Raw genomic sequence first — 26,308 nt, forward strand, 5'->3', positions numbered from 1 at the left:
AATTTATTAGATGGTTTTATAATTATGGGTGATACTATAGATAATAGGGCAGTAACAAAAGTGGTATTTATCAACCTTAATAATAAAGCAACGCTTTTTAACAATAAAAACAAAGAAGATGTATTTGTTGAAAATGTGGATTACTTGGTATTTGACAAAGAAAGCATAATAAAACTTGATAGTTCTTTATGTGCAATTGATAGCGTAACTAAAAGTGGTTGTTATAATACATGGGGTTTAATTGATAACAAATTGATTATACAAACATACCCTTATGGTGAAGGACGGGTAGGTTTTGAATTTAAGCTCAGTAAAAAAGAAAAAGAATTTGTTATTAATGCTTTTACATCCCAGTTCAATGCTTTTAGGAAAAGCGTTAATTTAACCAAACAGTGGATGAACCTGTTTTCTTTCCCCTATGATAGCAATAATGTTAATAACATAAAAATCCGCATTGATAGCCCAGAGCCATTAAAATTCGAAGGGACATATGTAGCAACAGGCACAGATCAGGGAAATCAAATAAAAAAAGTTGAGGGGACAACACCCTATATTATTTATCTAAATTGTAAAACCCTTTCTATAACATTAAAGAAAAAGGAAAGAAAGGGAATGCTATATATGCAAATTATTAGAGACAATAAATTTGTTGTTGAAAACTTTACTTCTGATTCTAACCCAATAACCATTGATTGGTCAGATAGAATTGTTAGAAAACGTTAGCATTGCCAACTTTTATTTTGGGTGAAAAATGATATATATTATCATTATTGTCATATTCTTGCTTGTTCTGACGGTATATAAAATTGTATATAACAAAAATAATAAAGAGTATATAAGGATAAAAAAAGAAATTGAATTATCTAAGAAGGCTGGGAACCCAATTGTTGCAGTTATAAGGAGTGAATTGATAGATAAAGAAACATGTAAGTATTGCAGAGAAATTTTAGACTTAAAGGTTGTTAAAACAGATGATCCCAATTTCAAGAAATATTTTCTAAAGCTACCGCACGCTGGTTGTCGGGGTGTAAATATTTATATTTGCGAATCGGAAAGAGAAGAGTACAGAAACGATCCAAGGCGTAAATTTATACCACCAACCGTGGATCAATTAAAATGGATAAACGAAAAATAACGAACAGTTTTAAATAAGGAACATTTCAAACAATAAGGGTAATTTGATGCTCAGAATATTAATAATGGTAATGGCCCTGCTCTTCATATCCCCGCTGCTGGAAGGCATCCTCCGCAAATTCAAGGCGCTGGTGCATTCCCGGATCGGGCCGCCGTTGCTGCAGCCCTACTGGGACACCCTCAAGCTGCTGGGCAAGGATGATGTCCGTTCTCCCCATTCCATGCTGGGGGCGCTGCCGGCCTACTTAAGCCTGGCCGCCGTCCTGATGGCCGGGCTGCTGGTGCCGGTGGGCGGAAGCGCGGCTTTTGCCGGCGGCGATATGATACTGTTCCTCTATATGATAGGCTTCGCCTCGGTGTGCGTGATGCTGGCCGGGATGGACTCCGGCTCGCCCTACGCCTTTCTGGGCACTGCCCGGGAGATGATGACCTCCCTGACGGTGGAGCCGGTGCTGTTCATCACCCTGATCACGGCGGCCCTGAAGACCCACAGCTTCCGCTTTTCCGACATGGCCTTCTACCAGCAGTCCTCCGGCACCTCACTTTCCATGATCATCTCCGGCATCGCGCTGTTATTGGGCATCCAGGCCCAGCTGTCCAAACTGCCTTTCGACATCCCCGAGGCCGAGGGCGAGTTGATGGGCGGACCGTTCATCGAGATCTCCGGGCCGACCTTCGCCCTGTACCGCTGGGGCTTCATCATCAAACAGCTGATATTCTCCCTGATCCTGGTGCAGATATTCTTCCCCTGGACCTTCGGCCTCTCCGGCCTGTGGGCGGTGCTGGCACAGATCGCCAAGATATTGGTGGTGGTCCTGCTGGTCGGGCTGGTGGACGTGGTCAATCCCCGTCTGCGGATAGACCAGGCCATGATCTATTATTTCGGCGTGGTGCTGACGGCTTTGGTGGGACTGGTGTTTGCGTTGGTAGGAGCGTAAATTAGTCATTAGATAATAGGGATTGGATTATAGGGGAACCATTAATATCTTCGTGTGCTCTGTGGTAAAAAGCAAGTAACTCTTAACAGAAGAATTTTATATGATACTATCAAAATTAAAAGAAGCCCTCATTTGCTTCAAGAACCTGCGGGTCACCTTCCCCTATCCGCTGAAGCGGAATATCGAGGCCCTTCCGGTGGAGGGTTTCCGGGGCAAGCTGACCATAGACGTGGCCAAGTGTATCGGCTGCGCCGGCTGCGCCAATGTCTGCCCCTCGCGGCTGATAGTGATCACCGACCGCCAAGCTGTCCGCAAGCTGGACTTCTACCTGGAGCGCTGCACCTACTGCGGCCGCTGCGCCGATGTCTGCCCCGAGAAGGCCATCACCATGACCCAGGAATTCGAAACCGCCACCAACGACGTCCACAACGACATGCATATCTCGGCCGAGGTTTACATGGGGACCTGCCAGCGCTGCGGCCGGTGCTTTGAGACCCAGACCATCATAGACAAAATGATGACGGTGGGGTTCAGGAACGGGACGGGGGCGTAACGACCGTAGGGAGTTGGAGAAGCGCAATAGAAAGTCTGGCGATGTCTGAAATGCCAGACAGGATGGCATGATGATGATTAATTGTGTATACGAAAGGATGGAGTAAATATGGAACTGAAGTTTCAGAAACTGGAAGTATGGAATATTTCACTGGAATGCATCGATAAAGTGTACGCTTTGCTGGAGAAGTATCCCAAGTCCGAAGAATATATCCTGAAACAGCAAGGAAAGAGATCGGTAACTTCAATTGCCCTGAACATTGCGGAAGGAAGCTGTAAGCATACCAAAAAAGATTTCGCTCATTATATCAATACTGCTGTCGGCTCTTTGGTGGAAACAATAGCGAATCTCAAAATCGGCGTCGCCCGAAAATATATTTCCCCGGCGGAGTTTAAAGGAGCAGAACCATTGTTAGACAAATTATATTTCAAGCTTCTGGCGTTGGAAAAATCGCTGCGGGCATAACCTCGCCAGACCTTCAGAGGGACATCTCTGACGCAATATCATCGATTGGCTAAAGAAGCAGGCATCTCAAACAGTGCACGTCATATATCGTTAACTCCTCAAACATTATTTAAGCTTTTATCAAGAAGAGAGTATGGGTGATTTAATCACAACCTTAATGGCCTGCCACTTCATTGCTTCGGTGGGTGCGGCCGAGATCAGGAATTTAAAGACAGCCACCCTGTTCCTGTTGGTGCAGTCGCTGCTGCTGTCGTTCATCATCGTGGCCTTTGCAGAGAAAAGCCAGAACTACACCCTGTACTGGTGGGCGGTAATGACCTTCATCACCAAGGTGATAATCATCCCCGGGCTGTTGTGGTGGCACATCAAACGCACCGAGTTCATTGAGGTAAAGCCTCTGGTGAGCTTCGTGGTGTCGTTCATAATCCTGTCCGTATTCCTGATCGTCTTCTACCAGATGATCCGCACCTATGTGGGCTTCATCGCCCCGACGGTGGAGGCCACCATCGAGCCGGCCCGCTCGTCGCTGGCCCTGGCCTTCACCATCTTTGTACTGGGACTGTACGTGCTGGTGGTCCACCGTGATGCGGTCAAGATAATCATCGGCCTGCACCTGATAGAGAACGGCGTCCACCTGGCCCTGGTGACCCTGGTGCCCAAGCTTCCGGTGACCACCATCCTGGGGATAGTCTCCAACGTAGTGGTGGCCGCGGTGATGCTGCTGTTCCTCACCGAGAGCATCTACAAGGCCTTCGGCAGCGCTGATACCATGAAGCTGTCCAGCCTGAAACGATAGAAAAGGAGCATAAAATGGTCAACAAGGATGTTTTGAAAAAGCTGAACTTCTTCAGCGATTTCTCCGATGCCGAGCTGGAGAAACTGGCTCCGCTGTTCAGCCAGCGCAGTTATAGCGCCGATCAGGTAATGATCCCGGAACGGGCGCCCAACAAAGAGATGATAATCCTGGTGGAGGGCAAGGTGGCGGTGGAGGTGGCCACCAGCCTTTCCGAAAATGCCGACCGTCTGGTGCTGACCATGGAGATCAGCCCCGGCCGCATCATCGAATGGTCCGACGCCTTCGACCTGGTGCAGAGCGGCGGCACCGCCTCGGCCCGGGCGGTCAGCGACGTCAAAGCGCTGGTGGCCGAGGGGCAGCAGGTATGTCAACTGTGCACCACTGAGCCCCAGATGGGGATCAAAATGCTGCAGCTGATACTGCAGGTGCTGGCCTCGCGATTAAAAGATACCAGGATGCAATTGGTCAGCATGGCCGCTCAGAGTCAATAAGTTGTTAGTCATCGCGAGAAGATTATCGTTGATGGGCAAACGAAGCGATCCAGGCATTTTAGATTGCTTCGTCAGATAGTCGGGGAAGCCGTCTCGCAATGACCAAAGACAGCGACAAGATAATTTAATAAGCATCAAAGCAATAAAGTAGAGTAAGTATATGGTTGTAACTATCAATCCCATGGTGGTGTCGATACTGCCGTTCCTGGTTTTCATGGTCCCCTTGGTGTTCGGCGGGCTGATATTCGCCCTGGGCCGGTTGGGAAAGATCGTTCGCCATGGCCTGGCTTTGACCGGTATAGGCCTGACCCTGCTGATCGCCATCATGATGACCGTCCGGGTTTTAAACGGAGAGGTGCTCACCTGGTGGGGCAACAATTTCTACGTGGACGGGCTGTCCACCCTGATGGAGCTGGCGGCCAGCGTGATGGGGGTGATAGTGGTGGTCTACTCCATGAAATATTTCGGGGCCAAGACCGAGATAGAGGAGGCCCACCCTTACACCAGCATGACCACTTACTACGGGCAGATCCTGGTCTTTCTGGGCCTGATGAACTGGACCTGCGCCACCAATAACATCATCATGCTGTATGTCTCTCTGGAGTTCACCACCCTGGCCACCGTTTTTCTGGTGACCTTCCACTGGAACAAACCGGCCCTGGAGGCGGGATATAAATACCTGTTGCTGGTTACGGTAGGCGTGGTGTTCGCACTGTTGGGCTCGGTGCTGTTGTATTCGGCGGCCACCCCGTTCCTGCCGGTCTCCCGGGTGCTGCTGTTGACCGAGCTGGGGACCATCGCCACCAAGATACCCAGCAACATCGTGCTGCTGGCCGCCGCCTTTATGGTGGTGGGTTTCGGAACCAAGGCCGGGCTGGTGCCCTTTCACGCCTGGCTGCCCGACGCCCACGCCGAGGCTCCGGCTCCGGTGTCGGCTTTGTTGTCCGGCATAGTCATCAAGGTGGGGGCCTACGCTTTGGCTAGGACCATCTCGGTGTTCGCCCCGCACTACGGCACCATTCCCCTGTTCATCGCCATCCTCTGCTCCATCTCCATGGTCGTGGGCATGATGATGGCCATGACCCAGAACGACCTCAAGCGGATGCTGGCCTATTCCTCGGTGGCCCAGATTGCCTATGTCATCGAGGGGCTGGGCATGGGCACCTACCTGGGGATCTACGGCGGGCTGATGCACCTGATCAACCACACTATTATCAAGGGACTGCTGTTCCTGGCGGTGGGAGCCATCATCTATTCGGCCGGAAAACGCAAGATATCCGAGCTATCCAAAGTAAAATTCAAAATGCCCCTGACGGCCTTCGCCTTTTTTGTGGGGGTGTTTGCACTTTCGGGGATGCCGCCTTTTAACGGTTTCGTTTCCAAGTTTACCCTGTTCCTGGCATTGGGCGAGGCCAAACTGATGTGGGCGGCCATCATCGGCATCATCACCTCGCTGTTCACCCTGGTCTGCTTCTTTCGGGCCGGGTATAAGATCTTCTGGTCGGAAAAGGAAGTTCACGCAGTCGGCGCCGAGGCCACCACCGCCACCGAGGTTCCGGCGGCCATGTGGGTGGGAATGGTCCTGCTGGCTGTCGCGGCCATCGTGCTGGGGGTGTTTCCCCAGATAATGCATCCCCTGTTGGACAGCGCCACCAAGTGCATTTTGAGGATATTGATCGGGGGCTAACTGTAATTGTATTACATTGTTTAACAGGCTAAACAAGTTTAAGAAGTTTAAGTTATGGCAAAATCTTTTGAAGAGTTGAAAATATGGCAACAGGCCAGAGAATTGACAAATATTGTTTATAAACTAACCGGACAAAACAAGTTTCTCAAAGATAATAGCCTGAATAACCAAATGCGAAGAGCTGCTGTATCAATAATGGCTAATATTGCCGAGGGTTTTGAACGGGGAGGAAATACAGAGTTTATCCAGTTTTTATACATAGCGAAAAGCTCTTGTGGCGAGTTAAGAAGCCATTTTGTAGTGGCGTTAGATCAGCAATATATCACTGATACGGATTTTAACTCGTCAAGAGAAAAAGCCGCTGGACTTTCAGCTATGATAAGCAACATGATTACATATTTGAAGAAAAGCAAAATTAAAGGCGAGAAATACCTTTAACCCTTTTGAACATATTAAACTTCTTAAACATACAGATAGGTATAAAATGAAAAAGGCACTTGTTACGGTAACAATTTTACTGGCCGCAACGACATTATTGGTTCTCTCGGGCTGCGAGGGCGGCGGGGAACAGATTCGGATCGGGGTGGCCGCCCCGCTGACCGGAGAGCAGGCCAAGGCCGGACAGGATGTCCTGCATGGCGTCCAGCTGGCGGTCTCCGAATGGAATGCCAAGGGCGGGGTGCTGGGCAAAAGGATAGTGATCATCGCCGGGGATGACCGGGCCGATGAGAAGGAAGCATATATCGTGGCCGAGAAGCTGGCCAATCAGCGCGTCTGCGGAATAGTCGGGCACTACAACAGCCACTGCTCCATCGCCGGCAGCCGGATATATAATCAAAGAATGCTTCCGCAGATCTCTCCGTCCTCCACCAATCCCAAATTCACCGAGCAGGGATTTATTAATGTGTTCCGCACCTGCGGGCGCGATGACCAGCAGGGCCGGGTGGCGGCCGATTTCGCGATCAATAACCTGAAGGTAAAAAAGGTGGCCCTCTTTAACGATGGCACCACCTATGGCCGCGGACTTACCGAGGAGTTCAAGAAATTGATCATCGCTTCGATACAGCTGCCGGCCGGTTCCAGAGGCAAAAACGCCATTCCGGCAGTTGAGATCGTGGCCGAAGCCGAGCTGCAGCCGGTCAATGAGGGCCAGGCCCCCGGCTATGACGCAGTGCTGGACCCGCTGATCAGCATTCAGCCGGATCTGGTCTACTTCGGCGGCAGCTATCCCGAAGGAGCGGTGCTGGTGCGGAAGATCAAGGAGCGCAAGTTAAAGAGCGTCTTCATGGCCGGCGATGCCATTGCCAATTCGGTATATCTAAAAGCCGGGGGCATTGCCACGGAGGGCACCTATTTCACCTTCGGTCCGGCGGTGGAGGACATGCCCGAGGCCGGCAGGTTCTACGGCTCGTTCAAGGCCCGCTACGGCGAGATCGGGCCGTATTCGGTCTATTCCTATGACGCCGCCATGGTGCTGTTGCAGGCCATCGAAAAGGCCGGGATCACCGCCGGGGATTCGCTGGTCAGCGTGCTGCATTCCCAGAAGTTCTCCGGGGCCCTGGGCGAGATTGATTTCAATGCGAAGGGCGACATCACGGCCGCGCCGTATGTCATCTGGAGGGTCAAGGGCGGGGAGTTTATTCCGGTGAAAGAGGGGGCGGAAAATACTGACAAGTAGACAAGCAAGGGGTTAAGCAGGTATACGATGGAGATACAATGGGGATACGATTGTTATAATTGGCGATGAGGTGCGCAAAGATGGGCGGGGAGATAAAAGATTTTACAGATCTTGAAATATATCAACTGGCCCTGGGTTTAGCTGATTGGGTTTATGACATTTCTGCAGAATTTCCCAAGGAGGAAATTTTTAATTTGACTTCCCAGATGAGAAGATCGGCGGTTTCCGTAGGGGCCAACATAGCCGAAGGCTTTGGCAGATATACTTATAAAGAAAGAACTCGCTTTTGTATTTATTCCCGCGGCTCATTAGCAGAAACAAAAAGCCATGTATTATTCAGTCACCGAAGGAAATACATATCAGATATTCAGTTAGCGGAATATTCAGCTAAACATAAAAATCTTTCCGTAAAACTTAACAATTATATTAGTTCTCTGAATAAGAAAGCAAACGGCCCTGAATAACAAAAGCATAACCATTGTATCACAATAGGAATTTCAATCGTATTGCCATCACAGTATATTAAGCCAGAAAGTAGAATATGTTCCTAAAAAAACTTTGCGCCAAAGCGTTCACTAAATCGCTGTGGATCTACCACATCAACACCGGGTCGTGCAACGGCTGTGACATCGAGATCGTGGACGTGATCACGCCCTACTACGATGCCGAACGGTTCGGGATCAAGCTGGCCGGCTCTCCCCGCCATGCCGACATCATGCTGGTTTCCGGGCCGGTCACCCGGCAGGCCCTGCCGTCATTAAAGCGGGCCTATGCCGCCATTCCCGATCCCAAGCTGGTGATCGTGGTGGGCTCCTGCGGGTGCGGTGGAAATATGTGGTTCGATACTTACAACGTGATTGGCGGGGTGGACAAGGTGATACCGGTCAACTTCTATATACCGGGCTGCCCGCCCCGGCCCGAGGCCATCCTTTACGGAGTGGCGGTGGCCCTGGGTCTGGCTCCCAAGAAGGTGCAGGCGGAGGTTTCGGCTGAAGGGCCGATCCGGGAGGGAATGTGGAAATGAAACAATTTGAAAAGCAAAAAGCAAAAAGCAAAAAGCAAAAGTTCAGCCGGCACTATATGGCAACAATTATGTTTTCTGCCATCTGCTTTCTGAATTTAGCTGGCTGCGGGAACCTGCCCCAGGGGCGCTACGGCCAGGAGGCGGTTAAGATAGCGGTGCTGCCGGCCTACTCCACCGCCGCCATGAGCGCCAGATTTCTGCCACTGCTGGACAAGCTTTCCCGTGAGACCGGCTTTGACATGCAGTATATCTCCGCCGAGAACATCGCCAGCTTCGGGGCTTCCATAGAAAATTCCCAGGCCCAGCTGGTGATCTGCGACGCCTTGACCTTCCTGACCCTGCAGAAGACCAAGAATGCCGTGGCTCTTGCCATCGGCCGGGACCAGTCCGGCTCCGCCGAAACCAGCGGACTGATAATCACATCTTTTCCGGCATATGCCAAGGGGATCAACGACGTCTCCAAGCTAAAGGACCGGGCGATCTGCTGCGCCTCCAAGCAGTCGTCCGAGGGCTATCTCTCCCAGGCAAAATATCTTTTTGACCAAGGGATCGATCCGGAACGCGATCTGAGGATAGTAACCGTCGGACAGCTGGACCGGGTGCTGGCCAGCCTGGATAAGGGCGATTTTGCGGCCGGTTTCGTTCCCCTGTCTCTTTGGAACGACAGCCTGGCCAAATATTACAAAGTCCTGGCGACCGGCCAACCGGTGCCCAACTGGGCGCTGGCATCCCTTCAGGGCGGCCATACCGAAATGGACGACATGGTCAAGGATGCCATCTTGGCCTTGGATCCCGCCAAATCGGAGGATCAAAAAATACTATCTGGGCTGGGCTTTTATCGTTTTGCCGAAACCGGCAGTGTTGACTTCCGGGCATTTTCCGAAATGGCCGACCAAATGAAAACACCATACTGATATATTCCCCGCTGGCCGCCGCCGGGCATATTGATAACAACCTGACAGACTCTGCCCGTTCAACGGCGGAGGAGCAAAGGGATCGATGTTAAAAGCAAGAAAAAACCAAGCAAGAATTGGATCGATGAAACATAATTACAGCATATGTCCGCATTGCGGCTGCGGCTGCGGCTTTTACCTGGTGGAGCAGGACGGGATGGTAAGCGGGGTAAGTGCCAGCCAGAATCATTACCTGGGACAGGGCCAGTTGTGCGCCAGGGGATGGACCGCTCATCAGCTGCTGACCGCAGATAAAAGGGTCAAACAACCGGTGATCAGGAACGGCCAGGGACTGTCGGCGTCTTCCTGGGACAAGGCGCTGGAGACGGCGGCCAAAAAATTGAAGGCGGTCCGGGAAAAACACGGCCAGAACAGTATAGGCATCATTGCCTCATCCCGACTGACCAACCGCGAGGCTTATACTGTAAAGGCTTTTGCCCAGTCGGCGCTGGAGACCCAGAATTACGACAGCGCGGCGCGGCTGTGCGCCGTGCCCATGAAGTTCCCCAACCAGGCGGGTTCCCAGAGCCTTGACCAGGCCGATCTGATAGTGGTGATCGGGTCCAATCTGCTGGAGGATAATCCGATCCTGGGTCAGCGGGTGCTTTCCCGGTGCAAGCCGGAAGACGACCGGCCTTATGTTTCTCCAGATCTGGCCCATGTGATCCCCGGGCCTTCGGCCAAGCTTGTAGTGTTGGACAGCCAGAAGAACCCGCTGGCAAAGCATGCCGGACTATTCCTGTGGTCCCGGCCGGGCCGGGAGGGCCATGTGCTGACGGCACTTTTAAAACAGCTGGTGGAAAAACATAATATTCAATCAGCCGATCCTGAATTCCGCAAACTGAAGGAAACCCTCTCCAAACTTTCGCCAGGGCAGTTGCTGGACGGCTCGGGCGTCAACCATACCGACCTGGAAACCCTGGCCAAGGACCTTTCCTCGGCCAAGTCGCCGGTCCTGCTGTTCGGAAAAAATCTGCTGCACCAACCGGAAGCTTTTGAGGCCTGGACCGCCCTGTCGAATATAGCTCTGCTGCTGCAAGACAGATTATCGGTGCTTCCGGTGATGAACGGAGCCAACGACTACGGCGCCGGCCGAATCCTTAATTCGCCGGACGGCCTGAGCTACATGGAGATCATCGAAGCGGCCGGCAAAAAGCGCCTCAAGGGGCTGATTCTGATAGGTGAGGATCCACTGAAGACGATGCCGGGGAGGGAATCGGTGGAGAAGGCTCTTGCCCAGCTGGAGACCCTGGTCGTGATAGATTCCTATCCCAACGACTGCTCCGAAAAGGCCGAGGTGGTCCTCCCCTGGCAGCTGTCTTTGGAAAAAGACGGCAGTTTCTATAACCTGGATGGCAAAGAACAGCCCTTCAAGGCCGCCAGCGCGCCCGATAAGGACAGCCGGGCTTTGGGGGATATCCTGGAATATCTGGCAAAAGCCATGGGCGGAAAACTGGGGATAAATGAAAAACTGCCGGAGCCAGAGGTAGTAAAGCTGGATCCCTTCAAGACGATCGAGATAGAGAGCGAGGCTCTGCCGTTCAACCTGGAATTGGGCAGCGTCTATCCGCATCTCTACGGCGATGAGGGACAGATATTCAACAGCTACCATCTGGCACGGGAATTCACAGGAGGGTATATAGAACTGCATCCCGAGGACATCGCCGATCTGGGCCTGCGCGCCGGATGGAAGGCCAAGGTGGTCTCCGATGCCGGATCGATGGTGGCGGTCATCAAGGCCAATCCCAATATTTACAAAAAGACGGCTTTTGTGCCGGTACACTTCGGAGGGAATGTCTTGGCTCCGTTCCAATATGATGCAAAGCTAAAGACCCCGGTATTTAAGGGCATTTCGATCAAGATAGAAAAGATATAAGATAAAAACAAGACCTCGCCATTGACGGCGAGGTCTGTTAATTTGAATAATCAATTGCAGATGGAAACATATAAACCAGAAGAGATCATCGAACTGCTGGATCTTAAGCCGCTGGATATAGAAGGCGGGTTTTTCAGAGAGACCTATCGGTCTAAAGATACCATTCCCAAGGCAGCCTTGCCGGCGTTTTATTATAACGTCCGGTGTTTTGGAACGGCCATATATTATCTGCTGACCCCGGACAACTTTTCGACCCTTCATAAAGTGAACAGCGACGAGATATTCCATTTCTACTTGGGCGACCCGGTGGAAATGCTGCTGCTTTATCCGGACGGGACTGGCCGGGAGGTGATGCTGGGTCAGGATATCCAAAACGGACAGTTGGTCCAACTGGTGGTCCCCCGAGGGGTCTGGCAGGGAGCTTCCCTGCAGCAAGGCGGAAAATATGCGCTATTGGGCACCACGGTTTCCCCGGGGTTTGAATATCAGGATTATATCCAGGGTCAACGCGAATCATTAGCGTCCGGCTATTCAAAATATGCCAGCCTGATATCGAAATTGACCAGGTGAGATATTACAAGCTACCTGCCGACAATATGACGGTGCTTGGGGGCAATAATGATAAATATTTTATAGGTTACATGTCGTGAACTTTGCCTCATTATGTTTTTGGCATTGGAACAACAGCCGGTTTCAAATTATTATACTAATTGTTTTGTTAGTTGGCGTTACGCATGACTTAAAAGGTCAGCCTAATTATCCAACCCCGGCAGATTCCATTGATGCGGTTTCTAACGAAGCGGCCACAGGCAGCCAACGCCCAGCTACACCAACATACAACCAGTATCTTGTCCCGGCACTAGAAACGGCCGGTATTAATGTTTTTGTATTTTTTCTTAACAAACATGCGCTGGGAAATCCAAGTTGGACGAATATATCATGTAAAACAGTTAAATACAACATCACGCATGGCTTTGTGTGGGATTCCGATGGCTTTGAAATGAATTACTTGTTTCATCCCTATAGCGGGGCGCTTTCACATACAGCCGCCAGGTCGAGCGGATTGAGTTTTTGGAAATCAATTGCCTATCCATTTGCAGGAAGTTTGATGTGGGAACTTGCAATGGAGGCCGAACAGCCATCCATTAACGACCTGATAAATACGACAGCCAGCGGAATAGTTCTCGGTGAAATAACATTCAGGGTTTCGTCCCTTTTGCTGAATGAAAGTACAACGGGTGGGGAAAGAATATGGCGAGAAGCTGCGGCCGGCATTCTTTCGCCAATGAATGGCCTGAACCGAATAATCAGCGGGAAAAGTTGGCGGGTTAACCCCCGGCCACGTAATCCTGATTATTCAATTTCGGTTTCAGCCGGCATGCTGGGCCTGTTTGAGGATCGACGACTATACCAAAAACAGCCCCACGGTTATCTTAAATATCAGATGACTTACGGAAACCCGTTTACTGCTGTGCCCGTCAAGCCGTTCGATTATTTTACCGCACATTTTGGCCTGGGATTTACGACGCATAATACAATATTCGATATTTTTGGAAGCGGACTATTGGCCGGAAAACGCATTCGATTATTCAATCACGATAAAACCCTTGTCGGGATTTTCAAAAATTTTAATTATCTTAATACCGCAATATACCGAGCTGGTGGCACCAGCGTGGGAACCGGGCTGCTAACAAACACCACACTTTCGGCCCGGGCTTCATTAAAGTCTTTCGCCATGGCGTCGGTAATACTGATGGGTGGCGTTGATTCCCCGTATGCCCAGGCGATGCAACGTGACTACAATCTGGGGCCGGGCCTCGGTGGGAAAATGGAAACGGCAGTTGCATTTGCTGATCTGGGGAAAGTATATGCGGCATATGATCCCACCTGGCTGCATGTCGTCAGCGGAGCGAAAGGAACTGAATTTGTAAGTTTTAGTCGGGCAGGCTTACAGGCGATGGTATATCATTCAGTGGTGTGGTCGTTTGAATACCTAAGCTACTACCATAGCGGCAGCTATAGCAGTTATCCCTCGGTGCGGAAAAATAATTATGCGGTGCTGTCCTACATTACAGTAACATTATAGCCCCGTAACGTGCAGAATATTGCGGACGGCAATGGAAACAATTGTTTTCGAGACATAAAGTCCGCTGGAAGGTAGTCCCTGTTTTATTATCAAACTATTATGAATAATAAATATATTGATCTTATCAAAAAGCTAACGGCCTTAGTGACATTGGCGTATGTGTTCCTGTTGCCACCCGTTCTTAACGCTCAAGAGGCACAACACCAGCCGAAGGTGGGGTTGGTGCTTTCCGGCGGCGGAGCCAAAGGTTTTGCCCATATAGGGGTCTTGCAGGTACTTGAAGAAGCGGGCTTAAAGATTGATTATATTACTGGCACTAGCATGGGTGCGTTCGTCGGAGCCCTATACTCCATCGGCTATACACCGGGGCAAATAAAGGAAATTGCCATAGGCCAGAATTGGATGGATCTGTTCCTTGGCCAAGCCTCGCGAAGATTATTGCCGATGGTGGAGAAAGATCAGGCTGACCGCTTTATGGCAATATTTCCCATCAAGCCAGGCAGAGTGGAAATGCCTTATGGTCTGATCTCCGGGCAAAACCTTCAGGCCCTGCTGACCAGATTAACCTGGCCGGCCCACCAGGTGAATGATTTTATAAAGTTAACGATCCCGTTTTGTTGCTTAGCCACCAATTTGGAAAACGGCCAGCGGGTGGTGCTGAACAGGGGCTTTCTACCCGAAGCTCTCAGGGCCAGTATGTCCATCCCAACCGTGTTTAGACCCGTGGAAATCGACGGGCAATTACTGGTAGACGGAGGATTGGTGGATAACCTGCCGGCAGATGAAGCGTTGAAAATGGGGGCAGATATAATAATAGGTGTTGATGTCAGCTCCGCCCTGCGCTCCAGGGAACAGATAAATTCATTGCTCAATGTGTTGGACCAGACCATGAGCTTTCAAACTTACGCCTCGGTTCAGGAACAACGAAAGCTTTGTAATCTGTTATTGGTTCCCGATCTGTCCGAGTATACCCCGGCCGATTTCAATCAGGTGGAAGACCTGATAAAAAAAGGTGAACAGGCGGCCCGGGAAGCCCTGCCGGAACTGAAGAAACTGATAGATTCCATGGGACTAGGAAAAATCAACAGGCCCATTAATAATTCAGCCCCGCCGGAGTCCATATTCATTTGTAACATAGAAGTTGAGGGCTTGAGCCGGGTTTCTAAAAAATCGGTTTTAAGCGAGCTGGCCCTGAAACCCCATTGTTGGATCTCGTCTCATAATTTAGCACTGGCTATTGACAAGGTTTACAACACCCAATTCTTTGAGGGTGTTAGCTACCGGCTGGAGCCAAGCCAGGGGGGTGTTTGCCTCAGGGTAAAAGTAGTTGAGAAAGATCACCAGATTCTGGGGCTGGGTTTGCGTTATGATAGCAATACCAATGCCGAAATCCTGTTCAGTTTGAATTTTAGAAATCTTTTGGGGCACAGCTCCCAGCTGGCGGCCGATCTGCGCCTTGGCGATAGTCCCGAATTAAAACTATCGGAGTTCATCCACCCCGGACTGGGCCCGGGTTTGGGCGAGAGGGTATCACTTTGCATTGTCAAATATCCGGTATTTCTGTACCGGGAAGGACAACGCTGGGCAAGTTTTAACTACACTATAGGATCAGGGGATATATTCCTGGGAACCATATATTCCAAATCGATGGAAGTGGGCGGTGGAATACGAATGGAGTATTTTGAAAAAAAGCCGGATATAGCCCCGATGGGGATTCCCGAGATCAGCGGGCGGCACCTTACTTTGATGGTCTCCTTGAACATGGACACATATGATAGAAGCGAATTTCCAACCCGGGGTCATAAAGTCATCCTGAGTCATAGAATGGCAAATCGTGAAATTGCTGGCCGGGCCGATTTTTTTAAGAAATTGGGTCAGTGGCAGGGATGTTTCCCCCTGAACAAAAAACTGTCGTTTAACGGGAACATGTTTTGGGGCAATGTATCCGGCCTTGATATCCCCGAACATTACCGGTTTTATCTGGGTGGCCTAGACCAAAGGCAGGGAGTTATTCCGATGGCCGGCCTGAAGCCGATGGAATTGGACGGTAATAATATTATGGGGCTGGGGATTGGCGCGCAATACGAAGCATTCCCCAATCGATTCGTAACCGGCAGTTGGAATATAGGGAAAGCCGGGGATGGGTATTGGAGGGATCAACTTGATAGGCATAATTTAGTGAGCGGAATAGCTCTCGGATTAGGCATTCTTTCTCCGGTCGGTCCTATTAAAATAGACGTGATGGGCGGCAGCCACCACACTTTATTGGCAAACCTTCGGTTGGGATATAATTTTTAAAATTTATTTTGTTTATGAACAGGTTTGTTTTAGAGCGACGGGTACATAAGAAAATTTATATTCCTGGGGTTTGCGGCCAATATAAACGTCCTTGGGGCACAATTATCAAATGCAAGATCATATTAGAAGGGAATGATGAAACAGTTAGACAATATCCAGCTGGACGCCCTAAAAGAGGTGTCGAACATCGGCTCGGGCCATGCCGCTACAGCCCTGTCGGAGCTTACCGGGCAGAAGGTCACCATCAATATCCCGGTTATCAGCATAGATCCCATCTCGTCGGTTTTTAAAAAGTGCGCTGATTCCGGGCAGAAGATCCTGGGCATCCGGATCGATCTTTCCGGGGATATAGTGGGCCGGACCCTGCTGTTCTTCAGCCAGGACGACGCCCTTAAATTCTGCGATTGCCTGATGCGGCGTCCCATCGGCACGGTCAAGGCCCTGTCGGAGCTGGACAGATCGGGTTTAAGAGAGGTCTCCAACATACTGACCTGCGCCTATATGAACGCCCTGGGGGAGATGCTCAATTTCATGGTGGTCCCCACCACCCCGTCCCTGATCATAGGCACCCCGGAGGAGATGATGGCCGGCTTTGCCGAGCAGGCCGGAGGGGCCGAGGAGCTGGCGGTGATAATAGAGAACGATTTCCGTTTTCAGGGCAACGAGACCGTGCTGCAGGGCTATTTCCTGCTATTGCCGGATGACAGTTCGCTGCAGGCCATGTTCAAGGCCATGAATATAAAATAGGTATTTGGGCATTCTTTAAACGGGGCATCAGCCCCGTTTTTTATTTCCCTATTGACAAATAAAATAAAAGGTGTATAATAGAGGAAACCATAAACACTAAATAAGTTTCCACAGTATTATGAAAGCAGGAGCCAATAAATTAAAAGAACGCATCATCGACAGCGCCAGCCGGCTGTTCTTCGGGCGGGGTTTCTCCAGGGTCAGCATGGACCAGATCGCCTCCGGCCTGGGCATCAGCAAAAAGACCCTATATCTGCATTTTCCCAGCAAACAGGCCCTGTTGTACGAAGTGGTCAGCAATATGATAAATGAGAACGGGAAGATAATCGAGGGCATCGTCAACGACCGGGAAATGGATTTCCCCCGGAAGCTGTCCTGGCTGATGAACCATCTCAGCGGGATGGTCAGCCGGATGGCCCGGCCTTTCGGGGAGGACCTGCGCCGCAACGCCCCGGAGATGTGGGAGGAGATCGACCAATTCCGGCGGGAGAAGATACTGCTCAATTTCCGGAAGCTTCTGGAATCGGGGACCCGGCAGGGGGTGTTCCGGAAGGATGTTGACCCCCAGTTGGTGACAATAGTCTTCACCACCCTGATCCAGAACATGATCGACCCCAAATTGTTCAGCCAGATACCTTTTACCGCGGCCCAGGTATTCGAAACCATCGTGGAGGTGGTGTTCCGGGGGATATTGACCGAACCGGCCAGAAAAAATTTCCTAAAAAAAATAAAAGAGGAAAACAAATGAAAAGATACCTGACAATGATCGCAATCCTGCCGCTGCTGCTTGTTTCCTGCGGGAATAACAACGGTAAGAGGGAAAGGATAGAGGCTACGGGGACTATCGAAGCCATTCAGGTTAATGTCTCGGCCAAAATGGGCGGCCAGATAAAAGGCCTTTTGGGAAAGGAAGGGGCTGCTGTTCGGGTGGGCGACACCCTGGCAACAATGGACCATGAGATGCTTGATCTGCAGCTGCGCCAGTCACGGGCCGGGCTGGAACTGGCCCGGATCCAATACGAAAACGACCGCAAAGATGACCAGCGCACCAGCGAGCTGTTTCAAAAGGGCAGCGTCACCCAGAAACAGCGCGATGATGTCAATGCCAAATTCCGGGCCTCCGGAGCCCGGCTGGAGCAGGCCAGGACCGCCGCGGATATGATCAGGAAAAACATATCCGATTGTTATGTTACAGCCCCCCTGGCCGGGATGATCACCAATTCAACCTATGAAATAGGCGAGACCGCCGGACCCGGATCCATCCTGTTCACCATATCCAAAATGGATACCGTCGAGCTGGTGGTGTATGTAAACGAAAAAGAGCTGGGATACGTAAAATTAGGGCAGAGATCAGAGATCAGAATAGACTCATTTAAAGATAAGGCATTTATGGGGCTGGTGGTTTACATCTCGCCCCAGGCCGAATTTACCCCCAAGAATATTCAGACCAAGCAGGACCGGGTCAAGCAGGTCTTCGGCGTCAAGCTGAAAATCCCCAATCCCGAGCAGCAGCTTAAGGCAGGCATCCCGGCCGATGCGACAATCTTCATCAAGGGGCAGCAGTAAAAACTTATGACCAAGCCTTTGGTCGAAATATCCGGCCTACAGAAATCTTTTGGCCCGCATCAGGTGCTGAAGGGTATAGATCTTGATGTTCTGCCGGGCGAGATGCTGGCCATGGTGGGGCCGGACGGGGCCGGGAAGACCACCCTGATCAGGGCCATCTGTGGCCTGCTGCCTTTTCAATCCGGCAGGATAAGCGTACTGGGCCATGAGGTCCCGTCCCGGATGGATATGATCAAGCCCCATATAGGATATCTTTCCCAGCGGTTCAGCCTGTACGGCGACCTGACGGTGGACGAGAATATCGAGTTTTTTGCCGAGATCCACGGGGTGCGTGATTACCGGGCCCGGCGGGACGAATTGCTTGATTTTACCCGGATGAAACCATTTCGCAGCCGTCTGGCCGAAAGACTGTCGGGCGGGATGAAGCAGAAGCTGGCCCTGGCCTGCACCCTGGTCCACACCCCAAAAGTGATATTTCTGGACGAGCCCACCACCGGAGTGGATCCGGTCTCCCGCCGGGATTTTTGGAAGATACTGTCCCGCCTGCTGGCCGATGGCCTGACCATCTTTCTGACCACCCCCTACATGGACGAGGCCGAAAGGTGCAGCCGGGTGGCCATGCTGGATAACGGCAATATCCTGGCCCTAGACAGTCCCCAGAACATAAAATTGCTGATGGGCGGCCAGGTGATGGAATTGGTCTGCCAGGATATAAAAAAGGCGGCCAAGATGATATCGGAAGAATTAGGCCCGGTCAATGTCCAGACCTTTGGCGACCGGCTTAATGTGATGATGGCCGACCAGGAAAAACAGTGGCCAGGTTTGATAGAAAAACTTACGGCGGCGGGAGTGGAATGCGACAAATGGCAGGAGGTCTCTCCCTCGCTGGAGAATGTGTTCATAAAACTGATGAAGCCAAAATAAAGGTGAAAAGATGCGCAGTATAATCATAATATCAATAGTATTCATTTCGTTTGGCTCTGGCTGGGCCCAGGGAAAAGAACCGATGTCCCTGGAGTCCTGTATCCAAGCCGGTTTGGAAAATAATAAGGGCCTGGATGCCGTCCAGACCAGGGCCCAGGGGAGCCGGGCGGCGGCCGACCAGTCAGCCACGGCTCTTCTGCCCAGCCTGAAACTGTCGGCCGGCTACAGCCGGCTTAGCGATGTTCCGTCATTCGAGATGACCATCCCCGGCTTTCCGGCCCCCAGAACCATAACCATCGCCGAGCCGGTGCTGGACAACAGCAATATCAAATTGACTCTGCAGCAGCCGCTGTTTACCGGAGGGCGGGTGACCGGCAATATCAAAATGAACCGTAAAAATTATCAGGCGGATTCAAGCGATTATCTGGCTCAGCGCTGCGAGGCGGCCCTGAATATAAAGATCTTATACTGGAGGCTCTACCAGGCGCAGAAGGTGAAGGAATTGGCCGAAGAGAACCTCCGTATTTTGGGAAATCATCTCAATGATGTCGGCAACCTGCTGGGCCAGGGCCTGGCCACCGAGAATGACCGGCTTAAGGTAAAACTGCAGATGTCCAATGCCCGGCTGATGCTGATAGATGCCGAAAACAACCGCAGGGCCATAGGGATACATCTCAATAATTTCATCGGCCGTCCGCTGGATGCGCAGATAGACCCCACCTCCATTCCCGATACTTTGGAGGTTGCGAATTTAAGCCCGCCGGAATTGATCCAGAGGGCCCTGGCCGAAAGACAGGATATTGCGGGCCAGAAATACCGCCGTGAGGCTACTGCGGCGGGAAGGATGGCCGCCAAATCCGGCTGGTATCCCCAGGTGTTTGCGGTGGGGAATTACACCTATGCCAATCCCAATCCCCGCATATTTCCGGCCCGGGACCAGTTCGATGCCACCTGGGACGCCGGGGTGATGCTGTCGATGGATCTCTGGAACTGGCAAAGCACCAAACACCAGGTGCGTCAGGCGGGCTCTCTGCTTCGGCAGGCCGAGGACCGACTGGTTTTGTTGGAGGACGCCGTCAGGGTTGAGATTAATTTAGCGGTGCTGGATGTCCAGAAGGCCGGAGAGAAGACCGAGGTCTCCCGGAGCGGGCTGGACCAGGCCCAGGAGAATTACCGCAACGTCAAGAACCTGTTCCTTGAGGGAATGGCCACCAATTCCGATCTGCTGGACGCCGAGGTCCTGCTGCTTCAAGCCAAGGTGGGCCACGCCGGGGCATTGGTGGAATGCCAGATCGCCAAAGATAAATTAAAAAAAGCCCTGGGAGAGTATTGATACGATGATTGCCCCATCCATAATAGCGGACAAGCTAAGCAAGCGCTTCGGCGGTTTTGTGGCGGTCGATAACGTCAGCTTTGAAGTGAAGCAAGGGGAGATCTTCGGATTTCTGGGGGCCAACGGAGCCGGCAAGTCCACCACCATCAAGATGCTGTGCGGGCTGCTGTCCTCCAGCTCGGGCACCGCCCAAGTGGGCGGATATGACATCAACCGCCAGGCCGACCTGGTTAAAAAAAATATCGGCTACATGTCCCAGAAATTCTCGTTGTACGAGGATCTGACCGTAGCGGAAAACATCGAATTTTTCGGCGGGGTCTATGGTCTGGATGGGCAAAATCTGAAAAAAAGGAAGCAATGGGCTCTGGAGATGGCGGGGTTGTCGGGCCGCGAGCGTTCGCTGACCCGCGAATTGGCCGGGGGGCTGAAACAGCGCTTGGCTCTGGGCTGCGCCATTCTCCATAAACCCAAGATATTGTTCCTGGACGAGCCCACCGGCGGGGTGGACCCGGTTTCCCGGCGAAGCTTCTGGGACCTGATCAGCGAACTGTCATCAGGGGGGACCACCATTTTCGTCACCACCCACTACCTGGACGAGGCCGAATACTGCAACCAGATCACCCTGATGCATGCCGGCCGGATCGTAGCCAGCGGAAGCCCCAATCAGTTGAAAAAAGAATGGATCAAAAACCCCATCCTGGAATTCAAGTCCGACGATGTGGTCAAAGCCATGGGCCTGATCCAGGGACTGCCCTGGGCCCTGGAGACCACCATCTTCGGCAATTCGCTTCATGTCAGCGTCAAGGATGTCCAGTCCGGCAAAAAGGAGATAATCAAAGCCGTGGGGACGGAAAATATAAAGTCTGAAAATATAAGGGAGGTAAGCCCTACCTTGGAGGATGTCTTCATCACCCTAATAGAAAAAAAGACACCGACCGAAAACCCGGAAGGAAAATGAACGATGCCTTTGATTAGCCCCGGCACAAAAACAGACAGGGTCGCTTCGGTCATTAAAAAGGAACTACGCCAGATAATGCGGGACAAGCGGAGCTTGGGGATACTGTTCTTCATTCCGCTGTTCATGCTGGTGATGTTCGGCTATGCCCTGAATTTTGACGTTAAGCACACCTCCCTGGCGGTAGTGGACCTGGACATCAGCCAGGAAAGCCGGCATTTGATCAGCGAGTTTTCCCACAGCGAATATTTTACGGTAAAACATTTGCCGGCAGCGGTAAAAGAGCTGGACCATCTCCTGGGCAGTGAAAAAGTACGGGCGGCCATCGTGATTCCCCGAGGATATGCAGCTGACCTGGCCAGGGGCCGGAGCCCGACGGTACAGGTGATATTGGACGGGGTAAACGCCAATGCCGCCAACACCATTCAGGGATACCTTAATGCTTTTTTCCAAAATTATTCGTATCGTCTTACCATCAAGGTCGCCCGGCGGATGGGGGCCGCCGCCATCAACCAGCCGATAGATTACCGGCCCAGGATATGGTTCAATCCCGAATTGAAGAGCGCAAAATTCCTTATTCCCGGGCTGATCGGCTTTATTCTGATGGTGGTGGGGGTCATCTCCACCTCGCTGTCGATAGTCAAGGAAAAGGAAAGGGGCACCATGGAGCAGATATTGGTCTCTCCGATAAAACCCTTGGAATTGATAATGGGCAAAACGATACCCTATATTGCTATTTCGCTGCTGTCGACGGCAATCATACTGGTGGTGGGTTATGTTTTATTCGATGTCTACGTCACGGGCAGCTTGTTATTGCTGTTTCTAACCACTTTTATCTTTCTGCTGGGCGCCTTGGGCATGGGACTGCTGATATCGTCAATATCCGAAACCCAACAGCTGGCTTTTTTGGTGGCGGTAATATCCACCATCCTGCCGTCCTTTCTGCTGTCGGGATTCGTTTTTTCCATCCGAAATATGCCGGAGGCAATACAGCTGATAACCTATGCCGTGCCCACCAGGTATTACCTGGTGGCCCTGAGGGGCATAATCCTAAAAGGAGCCGGTTTCGGCGCGATCTGGGACCAGCTGCTTTTCCTGATGGGATTTGCCGCGGTGATGCTTTCGGTGAGCGCCATCAGGATCAAAAGGGCGGGGCTATGATAATAAATACAGAATGTCGATCGAACTCGACCGCAACAAAGACATGAAAATAATTCTTCATATAATTAAAAAAGAGTTTCTGCAGTTTATGCGGGATCCCAAGATGGTGGCCATCAACATCATCGCTCCGGCCATACAACTGCTGGTCTTTACCTATGCGGCCACTCTGGATGTCCGGGAGGTAAGCATGATTGTCTGCGACCACGACAATTCCTATTACAGCCGTCAGCTGTTGAGCGGTTTCACTAATTCCGGATATTTCCGCACCGTGGAAAGCACCACCAGAACCGCGGATATAGATATTGCCCTTACCGAGACCAGAGCTTCGGTCGGGATTGTGATCCCGGCCGGGTTCGGAAACGATCTGCTGGCTGGCAAACAGCCCCAGATCCAGGCGTTGGCTGACGGTTCGGATGCCAATTCTTCCGGCATCGGCCTGGCCTATGCCAGCCAAATCATCAACCGTTATATCGGCCTCCAGTTGGCCGGATCCCCGGGCCCCCGAAAAAATGCCCTGCTTTCGGTTAACCCCGAGATCCGGATATGGTACAACCCCGAACTCAGCAGCCGGAATTTCATGGTGCCCGGCGTGCTAGGGCTGTTGCTGATGATAATGACCATGATGCTGACCTCCCTGGCCATAGTCAAGGAGCGGGAGAACGGCACCATGGACCAGCTGCTGGTGACTCCCATCAAGTCATATCAGCTGATAATCGGCAAACTGACCCCCTTCTTCTGCATCGGGGTCATCGACATCCTGCTGGTGATGCTGGTGGCTACCCAGTGGTTCGGGATTCCCGTCCGGGGCAGCCATCCGCTGTTGTTTTCCCTGTGCCTGCTGTTCATCATGACCACTTTGGGGCTGGGCCTGTTCATCTCCACTGTGTCCTCCAACCAACAGCAGGCCATGATGACGGCCATCTTCTTCGTGATGATGCCGATGATCTATCTGTCCGGGTTCGTATTTCCCATAGAGAACATGCCCCTGGTGGTCCAGGCCCTTACCTATCTGCTGCCGTTGCGGTACTTCTATACCATCATCCGGGGGATATTCCTAAGGGGATCGGGGTTGGTTGAACTGTGGCCCCATGCCCTGGCCCTGCTGATTTTTGGGATCGGCATCCTGTCGCTCAGCGTCATGCGGTTCAAAAGAAAGCTGGAATAAAATATACAGAAGGATTATTTTACTGACACTTAAATAGCCCCATAATTCTTATCAGTGTTTCGAACGATTTTGTTGTCATGCCCGTGAAAATGGGCAACCAGATCTGGATTCTCGCATTCGCGAGAATGACCTCTTGAAGTATTTATTAGTTAAATCAATAATTATCCAAAACGTAAAATTGCCAAAGATTGGTAGTATTAAAAAAACCTCCCTAAAAGGAGGCTTTTTTGACTATCACCATCTGGCGGTAGGAATGCGATGGCTGACGAAATGAATAGCATCATTTGCCGCACTACTGTGTATTGTCTGAGAGCGTTTTTCTGGGGTATGGCTTGACTTGTGAATAAATCTATTGTATCCTGATATACGGTTAAAATATGTTCGATTATTGCTAAGCGGTAATCGCAAGCCGCAAAAAAGATGAATTATATGGTGGGGTTTTTTCGACAGCCCGAAAGAACAACTGCAGCAGAATTGATTTGACCAAAAAACAAAAAGGGGATGGTAAGATGAGCCTACTGATTATTGAAAATGCGAAGAAGAACTACCTGGCCGGAGACGTGATTGTTCCGGCCCTGCGAGGGATAAGCCTGATGGTAGAAAAAGGCAAATTCATTTCTTTTGTCGGGCCCTCCGGCAGCGGGAAGACGACCCTGCTGAATTTGATCGGATGCTTGGATAAACCAACCGAGGGAACCGTCACGGTGGCCGGGGTGGAGGTCAATCGGATGGACCGGAAAACATCGGCTAAATTCCGGGGAGATAACATCGGGTTTATATTCCAGAATTTTAACCTGATTCCGGTTTTGACGGTTTATGAAAACGTTGAATACCCGCTGATAATGGTTCAGAACGTGCCTCTGGAAAAACGAAAACAAATGGTGCTGGCGCTGTTGGAGAAAGTGGGGATGAAGGATCAAAAAGACAAATACCCGTCCCAGCTTTCCGGGGGGCAAAAGCAAAGGGTGGCCATAGCCCGGGCACTGGTGACGGAGCCGAAACTGGTTCTGGCGGATGAGCCCACCGCAAATCTGGACCACGACACGGCCTACAAAGTGATGGGACTTATGCACGAGATGAAGAAAGAATTCAACACCACGTTTATTTTTGCCACCCATGACCCCAAGGTTGTGGGCGAGGCGGAAATCATTTATACCATCGAGGACGGTTTGATAACCCAGGCCCAGGAAAATAAAAACACCGGAGGAGGATCCCTGAAATGAAGAACGTAATAAAAATTGCCTGGCGCAACCTATTAAGGTACACCCGCCGGACGCTGTTGACATCCTCGCTGATAGCTGTGGGCGTGGCCCTGGTGATAATATTCGGCGGCATTGGGGCCTCATTTAAAAGCGAGGTGGTCGGCATCCTTACCAACTCCAATCTGGGCGACGTTCAGATTCACAAAAAAGGCTATGTAGGGTCAATGGATAATCTGCCGCTGGATATCACCATCAGCGAAAAAGGATTACAAGCGATCAAAGCTACATTGGACGACGATCCTGACGTGAAGGCCTATTCCGAAAGGATCCGGTTCGGGGCAATGATCAGCAACTTTGCGCAGACGACCAACATGAGGCTGACCGCGGTTTACCCGGAAAAAGAAAGCATGACCTGCCCCGATCTGGTAAAAAGAATAAAAGAGGGGGACTCCAATCCGGCCACTTTCGTGAAGCCCGGTGCCATCGTTATTCCGCTTAACATCGCCAATGGCCTGAACTTGAAAGTGGGGGACGATGCCGTTCTGGTGGCCACCAATAAAGACGGCTCGGTTAACGGGATGGCCTTTAAAATTTCGGGTGTTTCGGAAAACATAATGGGCCCTCAGGGGAAGGACGGGTACATTCATATTGAAGATGCCAGATCGTTGTTAAGGATCGAGGGCGGCGAAATCACCGAAATTGCGATCAAACTCAATGATTTTAACAAACTAAACTCAGCCTATGCCTCTTTAAAAAAGAGCATTGCCCAAGACCCGGGCGAAAAAACCGGCAAGCCGGGTTTTGAAATTCATTCCTGGGAGGAGTTGTCTCCGTTTTCAAGCATAGCGCAGATTGTTACGTTACTGATTATGGTGGTGCGCATAGTCCTGGTGGCTATTGTTTTGATCAGCATCCTCAACGTGATGATGATGTCGGTTTACGAGCGGATCGGGGAAATAGGCACCATTGCATCCATCGGCACGGCTCCTTCAAAAATCTTGGCGCTGTTCCTGACCGAGGGGCTCTTGCTGGGTTTATTCAGCGCCGTAGCCGGAAATATCATAGGCATAGTTGTGATATTAATTACCGGCTGGGTAAAATTAAATTTCACCTTTGGATCAATGAAGCTTTCGCTGTCACCTCAAATACCGACCACCGAGGTTCTGCTGGCCTTGATAATTGTGGTTATAATATCCGCCCTAGCCAGCCTGCAGCCGGCGCTCAAGGCGTCCAAAATGGAGCCGGTTGAAGCATTAAGGCATATTTAAAAGAAAGG

The 26,308-nt window shown here is 51.1% G+C and carries 27 protein-coding genes; all 27 read left to right on the top strand.

Going from position 1 to position 26,308, the window contains the following annotated elements; all coding sequences use genetic code 11:
* Positions 1 to 723, top strand: a 723-nt coding sequence (locus tag KJ869_01000; GenBank protein ID MBU1575769.1) for a hypothetical protein, incomplete at its 5' end; no start/stop codon positions are given.
* Between the two features lie 28 nt (positions 724 to 751).
* Positions 752 to 1,135 (top strand): hypothetical protein, encoded by a 384-nt coding sequence (locus KJ869_01005; GenBank protein MBU1575770.1) that lies wholly within the window; start codon positions 752 to 754, stop codon positions 1,133 to 1,135.
* A 46-nt stretch (positions 1,136 to 1,181) separates the two neighbouring features.
* Positions 1,182 to 2,072 carry an NADH-quinone oxidoreductase subunit H gene (locus KJ869_01010; GenBank protein MBU1575771.1) on the top strand — a complete coding sequence of 297 codons (891 nt, stop codon included), beginning with the start codon at positions 1,182 to 1,184 and terminating at the stop codon, positions 2,070 to 2,072.
* A gap of 100 nt (positions 2,073 to 2,172) precedes the next feature.
* Complete coding sequence (locus KJ869_01015) at positions 2,173 to 2,625, top strand: 4Fe-4S dicluster domain-containing protein (GenBank protein ID MBU1575772.1); 453 nt, start codon at positions 2,173 to 2,175, stop codon at positions 2,623 to 2,625.
* 108 nt (positions 2,626 to 2,733) lie between these two features.
* The gene (locus KJ869_01020) at positions 2,734 to 3,090 is read left to right on the top strand and encodes a four helix bundle protein (GenBank protein ID MBU1575773.1); all 357 of its coding nucleotides are present in this window, start codon (positions 2,734 to 2,736) and stop codon (positions 3,088 to 3,090) included.
* Positions 3,091 to 3,223: 133 nt separating this feature from the next.
* On the top strand, positions 3,224 to 3,886 hold the full coding sequence (locus KJ869_01025) for an NADH-quinone oxidoreductase subunit K (protein MBU1575774.1): 663 nt from the start codon (positions 3,224 to 3,226) through the stop codon (positions 3,884 to 3,886).
* 14 nt (positions 3,887 to 3,900) lie between these two features.
* Complete coding sequence (locus KJ869_01030) at positions 3,901 to 4,377, top strand: cyclic nucleotide-binding domain-containing protein (GenBank protein ID MBU1575775.1); 477 nt, start codon at positions 3,901 to 3,903, stop codon at positions 4,375 to 4,377.
* 160 nt (positions 4,378 to 4,537) lie between these two features.
* A complete protein-coding gene (locus KJ869_01035; GenBank protein ID MBU1575776.1) occupies positions 4,538 to 6,064 on the top strand; it encodes an oxidoreductase in 1,527 nt (508 codons plus the stop codon).
* Positions 6,065 to 6,118: 54 nt separating this feature from the next.
* Positions 6,119 to 6,502, top strand: a complete 384-nt coding sequence (locus KJ869_01040) for a four helix bundle protein (GenBank protein MBU1575777.1) — start codon at positions 6,119 to 6,121, stop codon at positions 6,500 to 6,502.
* 46 nt (positions 6,503 to 6,548) lie between these two features.
* The gene (locus KJ869_01045; protein MBU1575778.1) at positions 6,549 to 7,742 is read left to right on the top strand and encodes a branched-chain amino acid ABC transporter substrate-binding protein; all 1,194 of its coding nucleotides are present in this window, start codon (positions 6,549 to 6,551) and stop codon (positions 7,740 to 7,742) included.
* Between the two features lie 80 nt (positions 7,743 to 7,822).
* A complete protein-coding gene (locus KJ869_01050) occupies positions 7,823 to 8,206 on the top strand; it encodes a four helix bundle protein (GenBank protein MBU1575779.1) in 384 nt (127 codons plus the stop codon).
* 77 nt (positions 8,207 to 8,283) lie between these two features.
* The gene (locus KJ869_01055; protein ID MBU1575780.1) at positions 8,284 to 8,766 is read left to right on the top strand and encodes an NADH-quinone oxidoreductase subunit B family protein; all 483 of its coding nucleotides are present in this window, start codon (positions 8,284 to 8,286) and stop codon (positions 8,764 to 8,766) included.
* A complete protein-coding gene (locus tag KJ869_01060; protein ID MBU1575781.1) occupies positions 8,763 to 9,680 on the top strand; it encodes a phosphate/phosphite/phosphonate ABC transporter substrate-binding protein in 918 nt (305 codons plus the stop codon). Before KJ869_01055 ends, KJ869_01060 begins: the two co-directional genes overlap by 4 nt.
* A gap of 124 nt (positions 9,681 to 9,804) precedes the next feature.
* Entirely contained in the window at positions 9,805 to 11,595 is a 1,791-nt protein-coding gene (locus KJ869_01065) for a molybdopterin-dependent oxidoreductase (GenBank protein ID MBU1575782.1), read from the top strand.
* A gap of 60 nt (positions 11,596 to 11,655) precedes the next feature.
* On the top strand, positions 11,656 to 12,165 hold the full coding sequence (locus KJ869_01070; GenBank protein MBU1575783.1) for a cupin domain-containing protein: 510 nt from the start codon (positions 11,656 to 11,658) through the stop codon (positions 12,163 to 12,165).
* A gap of 76 nt (positions 12,166 to 12,241) precedes the next feature.
* Positions 12,242 to 13,681, top strand: coding sequence for a DUF3943 domain-containing protein (locus KJ869_01075; protein ID MBU1575784.1), 1,440 nt, complete (start codon positions 12,242 to 12,244; stop codon positions 13,679 to 13,681).
* 99 nt (positions 13,682 to 13,780) lie between these two features.
* Positions 13,781 to 15,979 carry a patatin-like phospholipase family protein gene (locus tag KJ869_01080; GenBank protein MBU1575785.1) on the top strand — a complete coding sequence of 733 codons (2,199 nt, stop codon included), beginning with the start codon at positions 13,781 to 13,783 and terminating at the stop codon, positions 15,977 to 15,979.
* 132 nt (positions 15,980 to 16,111) lie between these two features.
* Positions 16,112 to 16,726, top strand: coding sequence for a chemotaxis protein CheC (locus KJ869_01085; protein ID MBU1575786.1), 615 nt, complete (start codon positions 16,112 to 16,114; stop codon positions 16,724 to 16,726).
* Between the two features lie 118 nt (positions 16,727 to 16,844).
* Positions 16,845 to 17,474: a TetR/AcrR family transcriptional regulator gene (locus KJ869_01090; GenBank protein MBU1575787.1), complete on the top strand. Its 630-nt coding sequence runs from the start codon at positions 16,845 to 16,847 to the stop codon at positions 17,472 to 17,474.
* Positions 17,471 to 18,292, top strand: a complete 822-nt coding sequence (locus KJ869_01095) for an efflux RND transporter periplasmic adaptor subunit (protein MBU1575788.1) — start codon at positions 17,471 to 17,473, stop codon at positions 18,290 to 18,292. The genes KJ869_01090 and KJ869_01095 overlap by 4 nt, the downstream gene beginning before the upstream one ends.
* Before the next feature lie 6 nt (positions 18,293 to 18,298).
* Positions 18,299 to 19,216, top strand: a complete 918-nt coding sequence (locus KJ869_01100; GenBank protein ID MBU1575789.1) for an ABC transporter ATP-binding protein — start codon at positions 18,299 to 18,301, stop codon at positions 19,214 to 19,216.
* Between the two features lie 10 nt (positions 19,217 to 19,226).
* Positions 19,227 to 20,549 carry a TolC family protein gene (locus KJ869_01105; protein MBU1575790.1) on the top strand — a complete coding sequence of 441 codons (1,323 nt, stop codon included), beginning with the start codon at positions 19,227 to 19,229 and terminating at the stop codon, positions 20,547 to 20,549.
* Between the two features lie 4 nt (positions 20,550 to 20,553).
* Positions 20,554 to 21,507 (top strand): ABC transporter ATP-binding protein, encoded by a 954-nt coding sequence (locus KJ869_01110; protein ID MBU1575791.1) that lies wholly within the window; start codon positions 20,554 to 20,556, stop codon positions 21,505 to 21,507.
* 3 nt (positions 21,508 to 21,510) lie between these two features.
* On the top strand, positions 21,511 to 22,665 hold the full coding sequence (locus tag KJ869_01115; GenBank protein MBU1575792.1) for an ABC transporter permease: 1,155 nt from the start codon (positions 21,511 to 21,513) through the stop codon (positions 22,663 to 22,665).
* A gap of 43 nt (positions 22,666 to 22,708) precedes the next feature.
* Positions 22,709 to 23,830 (top strand): ABC transporter permease, encoded by a 1,122-nt coding sequence (locus tag KJ869_01120; protein MBU1575793.1) that lies wholly within the window; start codon positions 22,709 to 22,711, stop codon positions 23,828 to 23,830.
* Positions 23,831 to 24,339: 509 nt separating this feature from the next.
* Positions 24,340 to 25,053, top strand: coding sequence for an ABC transporter ATP-binding protein (locus KJ869_01125; protein ID MBU1575794.1), 714 nt, complete (start codon positions 24,340 to 24,342; stop codon positions 25,051 to 25,053).
* A complete protein-coding gene (locus tag KJ869_01130) occupies positions 25,050 to 26,300 on the top strand; it encodes an ABC transporter permease (GenBank protein ID MBU1575795.1) in 1,251 nt (416 codons plus the stop codon). The genes KJ869_01125 and KJ869_01130 overlap by 4 nt, the downstream gene beginning before the upstream one ends.
* Positions 26,301 to 26,308 lie beyond the last annotated feature (8 nt).

The organism is Candidatus Edwardsbacteria bacterium (genome assembly GCA_018821925.1).
Classification (GTDB): Bacteria; Edwardsbacteria; AC1; order AC1; family EtOH8; genus UBA2226.

Excerpts from the sequence above, each read along its gene's own strand:
- KJ869_01065 (MBU1575782.1), top strand. The coding sequence starts at position 9,805 with ATGAAACATAATTACAGCATATGTCCGCATTGCGGCTGCGGCTGCGGC.
- KJ869_01005 (MBU1575770.1), top strand. The coding sequence starts at position 752 with ATGATATATATTATCATTATTGTCATATTCTTGCTTGTTCTGACGGTA.
- KJ869_01055 (MBU1575780.1), top strand. The coding sequence starts at position 8,284 with ATGTTCCTAAAAAAACTTTGCGCCAAAGCGTTCACTAAATCGCTGTGG.
- KJ869_01130 (MBU1575795.1), top strand. The coding sequence starts at position 25,050 with ATGAAGAACGTAATAAAAATTGCCTGGCGCAACCTATTAAGGTACACC.
- KJ869_01045 (MBU1575778.1), top strand. The coding sequence starts at position 6,549 with ATGAAAAAGGCACTTGTTACGGTAACAATTTTACTGGCCGCAACGACA.
- KJ869_01050 (MBU1575779.1), top strand. The coding sequence starts at position 7,823 with ATGGGCGGGGAGATAAAAGATTTTACAGATCTTGAAATATATCAACTG.
- KJ869_01090 (MBU1575787.1), top strand. The coding sequence starts at position 16,845 with ATGAAAGCAGGAGCCAATAAATTAAAAGAACGCATCATCGACAGCGCC.
- KJ869_01030 (MBU1575775.1), top strand. The coding sequence starts at position 3,901 with ATGGTCAACAAGGATGTTTTGAAAAAGCTGAACTTCTTCAGCGATTTC.
- KJ869_01110 (MBU1575791.1), top strand. The coding sequence starts at position 20,554 with ATGATTGCCCCATCCATAATAGCGGACAAGCTAAGCAAGCGCTTCGGC.
- KJ869_01115 (MBU1575792.1), top strand. The coding sequence starts at position 21,511 with ATGCCTTTGATTAGCCCCGGCACAAAAACAGACAGGGTCGCTTCGGTC.
- KJ869_01125 (MBU1575794.1), top strand. The coding sequence starts at position 24,340 with ATGAGCCTACTGATTATTGAAAATGCGAAGAAGAACTACCTGGCCGGA.
- KJ869_01025 (MBU1575774.1), top strand. The coding sequence starts at position 3,224 with ATGGGTGATTTAATCACAACCTTAATGGCCTGCCACTTCATTGCTTCG.
- KJ869_01035 (MBU1575776.1), top strand. The coding sequence starts at position 4,538 with ATGGTTGTAACTATCAATCCCATGGTGGTGTCGATACTGCCGTTCCTG.
- KJ869_01015 (MBU1575772.1), top strand. The coding sequence starts at position 2,173 with ATGATACTATCAAAATTAAAAGAAGCCCTCATTTGCTTCAAGAACCTG.
- KJ869_01105 (MBU1575790.1), top strand. The coding sequence starts at position 19,227 with ATGCGCAGTATAATCATAATATCAATAGTATTCATTTCGTTTGGCTCT.
- KJ869_01095 (MBU1575788.1), top strand. The coding sequence starts at position 17,471 with ATGAAAAGATACCTGACAATGATCGCAATCCTGCCGCTGCTGCTTGTT.
- KJ869_01080 (MBU1575785.1), top strand. The coding sequence starts at position 13,781 with ATGAATAATAAATATATTGATCTTATCAAAAAGCTAACGGCCTTAGTG.
- KJ869_01100 (MBU1575789.1), top strand. The coding sequence starts at position 18,299 with ATGACCAAGCCTTTGGTCGAAATATCCGGCCTACAGAAATCTTTTGGC.
- KJ869_01060 (MBU1575781.1), top strand. The coding sequence starts at position 8,763 with ATGAAACAATTTGAAAAGCAAAAAGCAAAAAGCAAAAAGCAAAAGTTC.
- KJ869_01020 (MBU1575773.1), top strand. The coding sequence starts at position 2,734 with ATGGAACTGAAGTTTCAGAAACTGGAAGTATGGAATATTTCACTGGAA.
- KJ869_01010 (MBU1575771.1), top strand. The coding sequence starts at position 1,182 with ATGCTCAGAATATTAATAATGGTAATGGCCCTGCTCTTCATATCCCCG.
- KJ869_01085 (MBU1575786.1), top strand. The coding sequence starts at position 16,112 with ATGATGAAACAGTTAGACAATATCCAGCTGGACGCCCTAAAAGAGGTG.
- KJ869_01120 (MBU1575793.1), top strand. The coding sequence starts at position 22,709 with ATGAAAATAATTCTTCATATAATTAAAAAAGAGTTTCTGCAGTTTATG.
- KJ869_01070 (MBU1575783.1), top strand. The coding sequence starts at position 11,656 with ATGGAAACATATAAACCAGAAGAGATCATCGAACTGCTGGATCTTAAG.
- KJ869_01040 (MBU1575777.1), top strand. The coding sequence starts at position 6,119 with ATGGCAAAATCTTTTGAAGAGTTGAAAATATGGCAACAGGCCAGAGAA.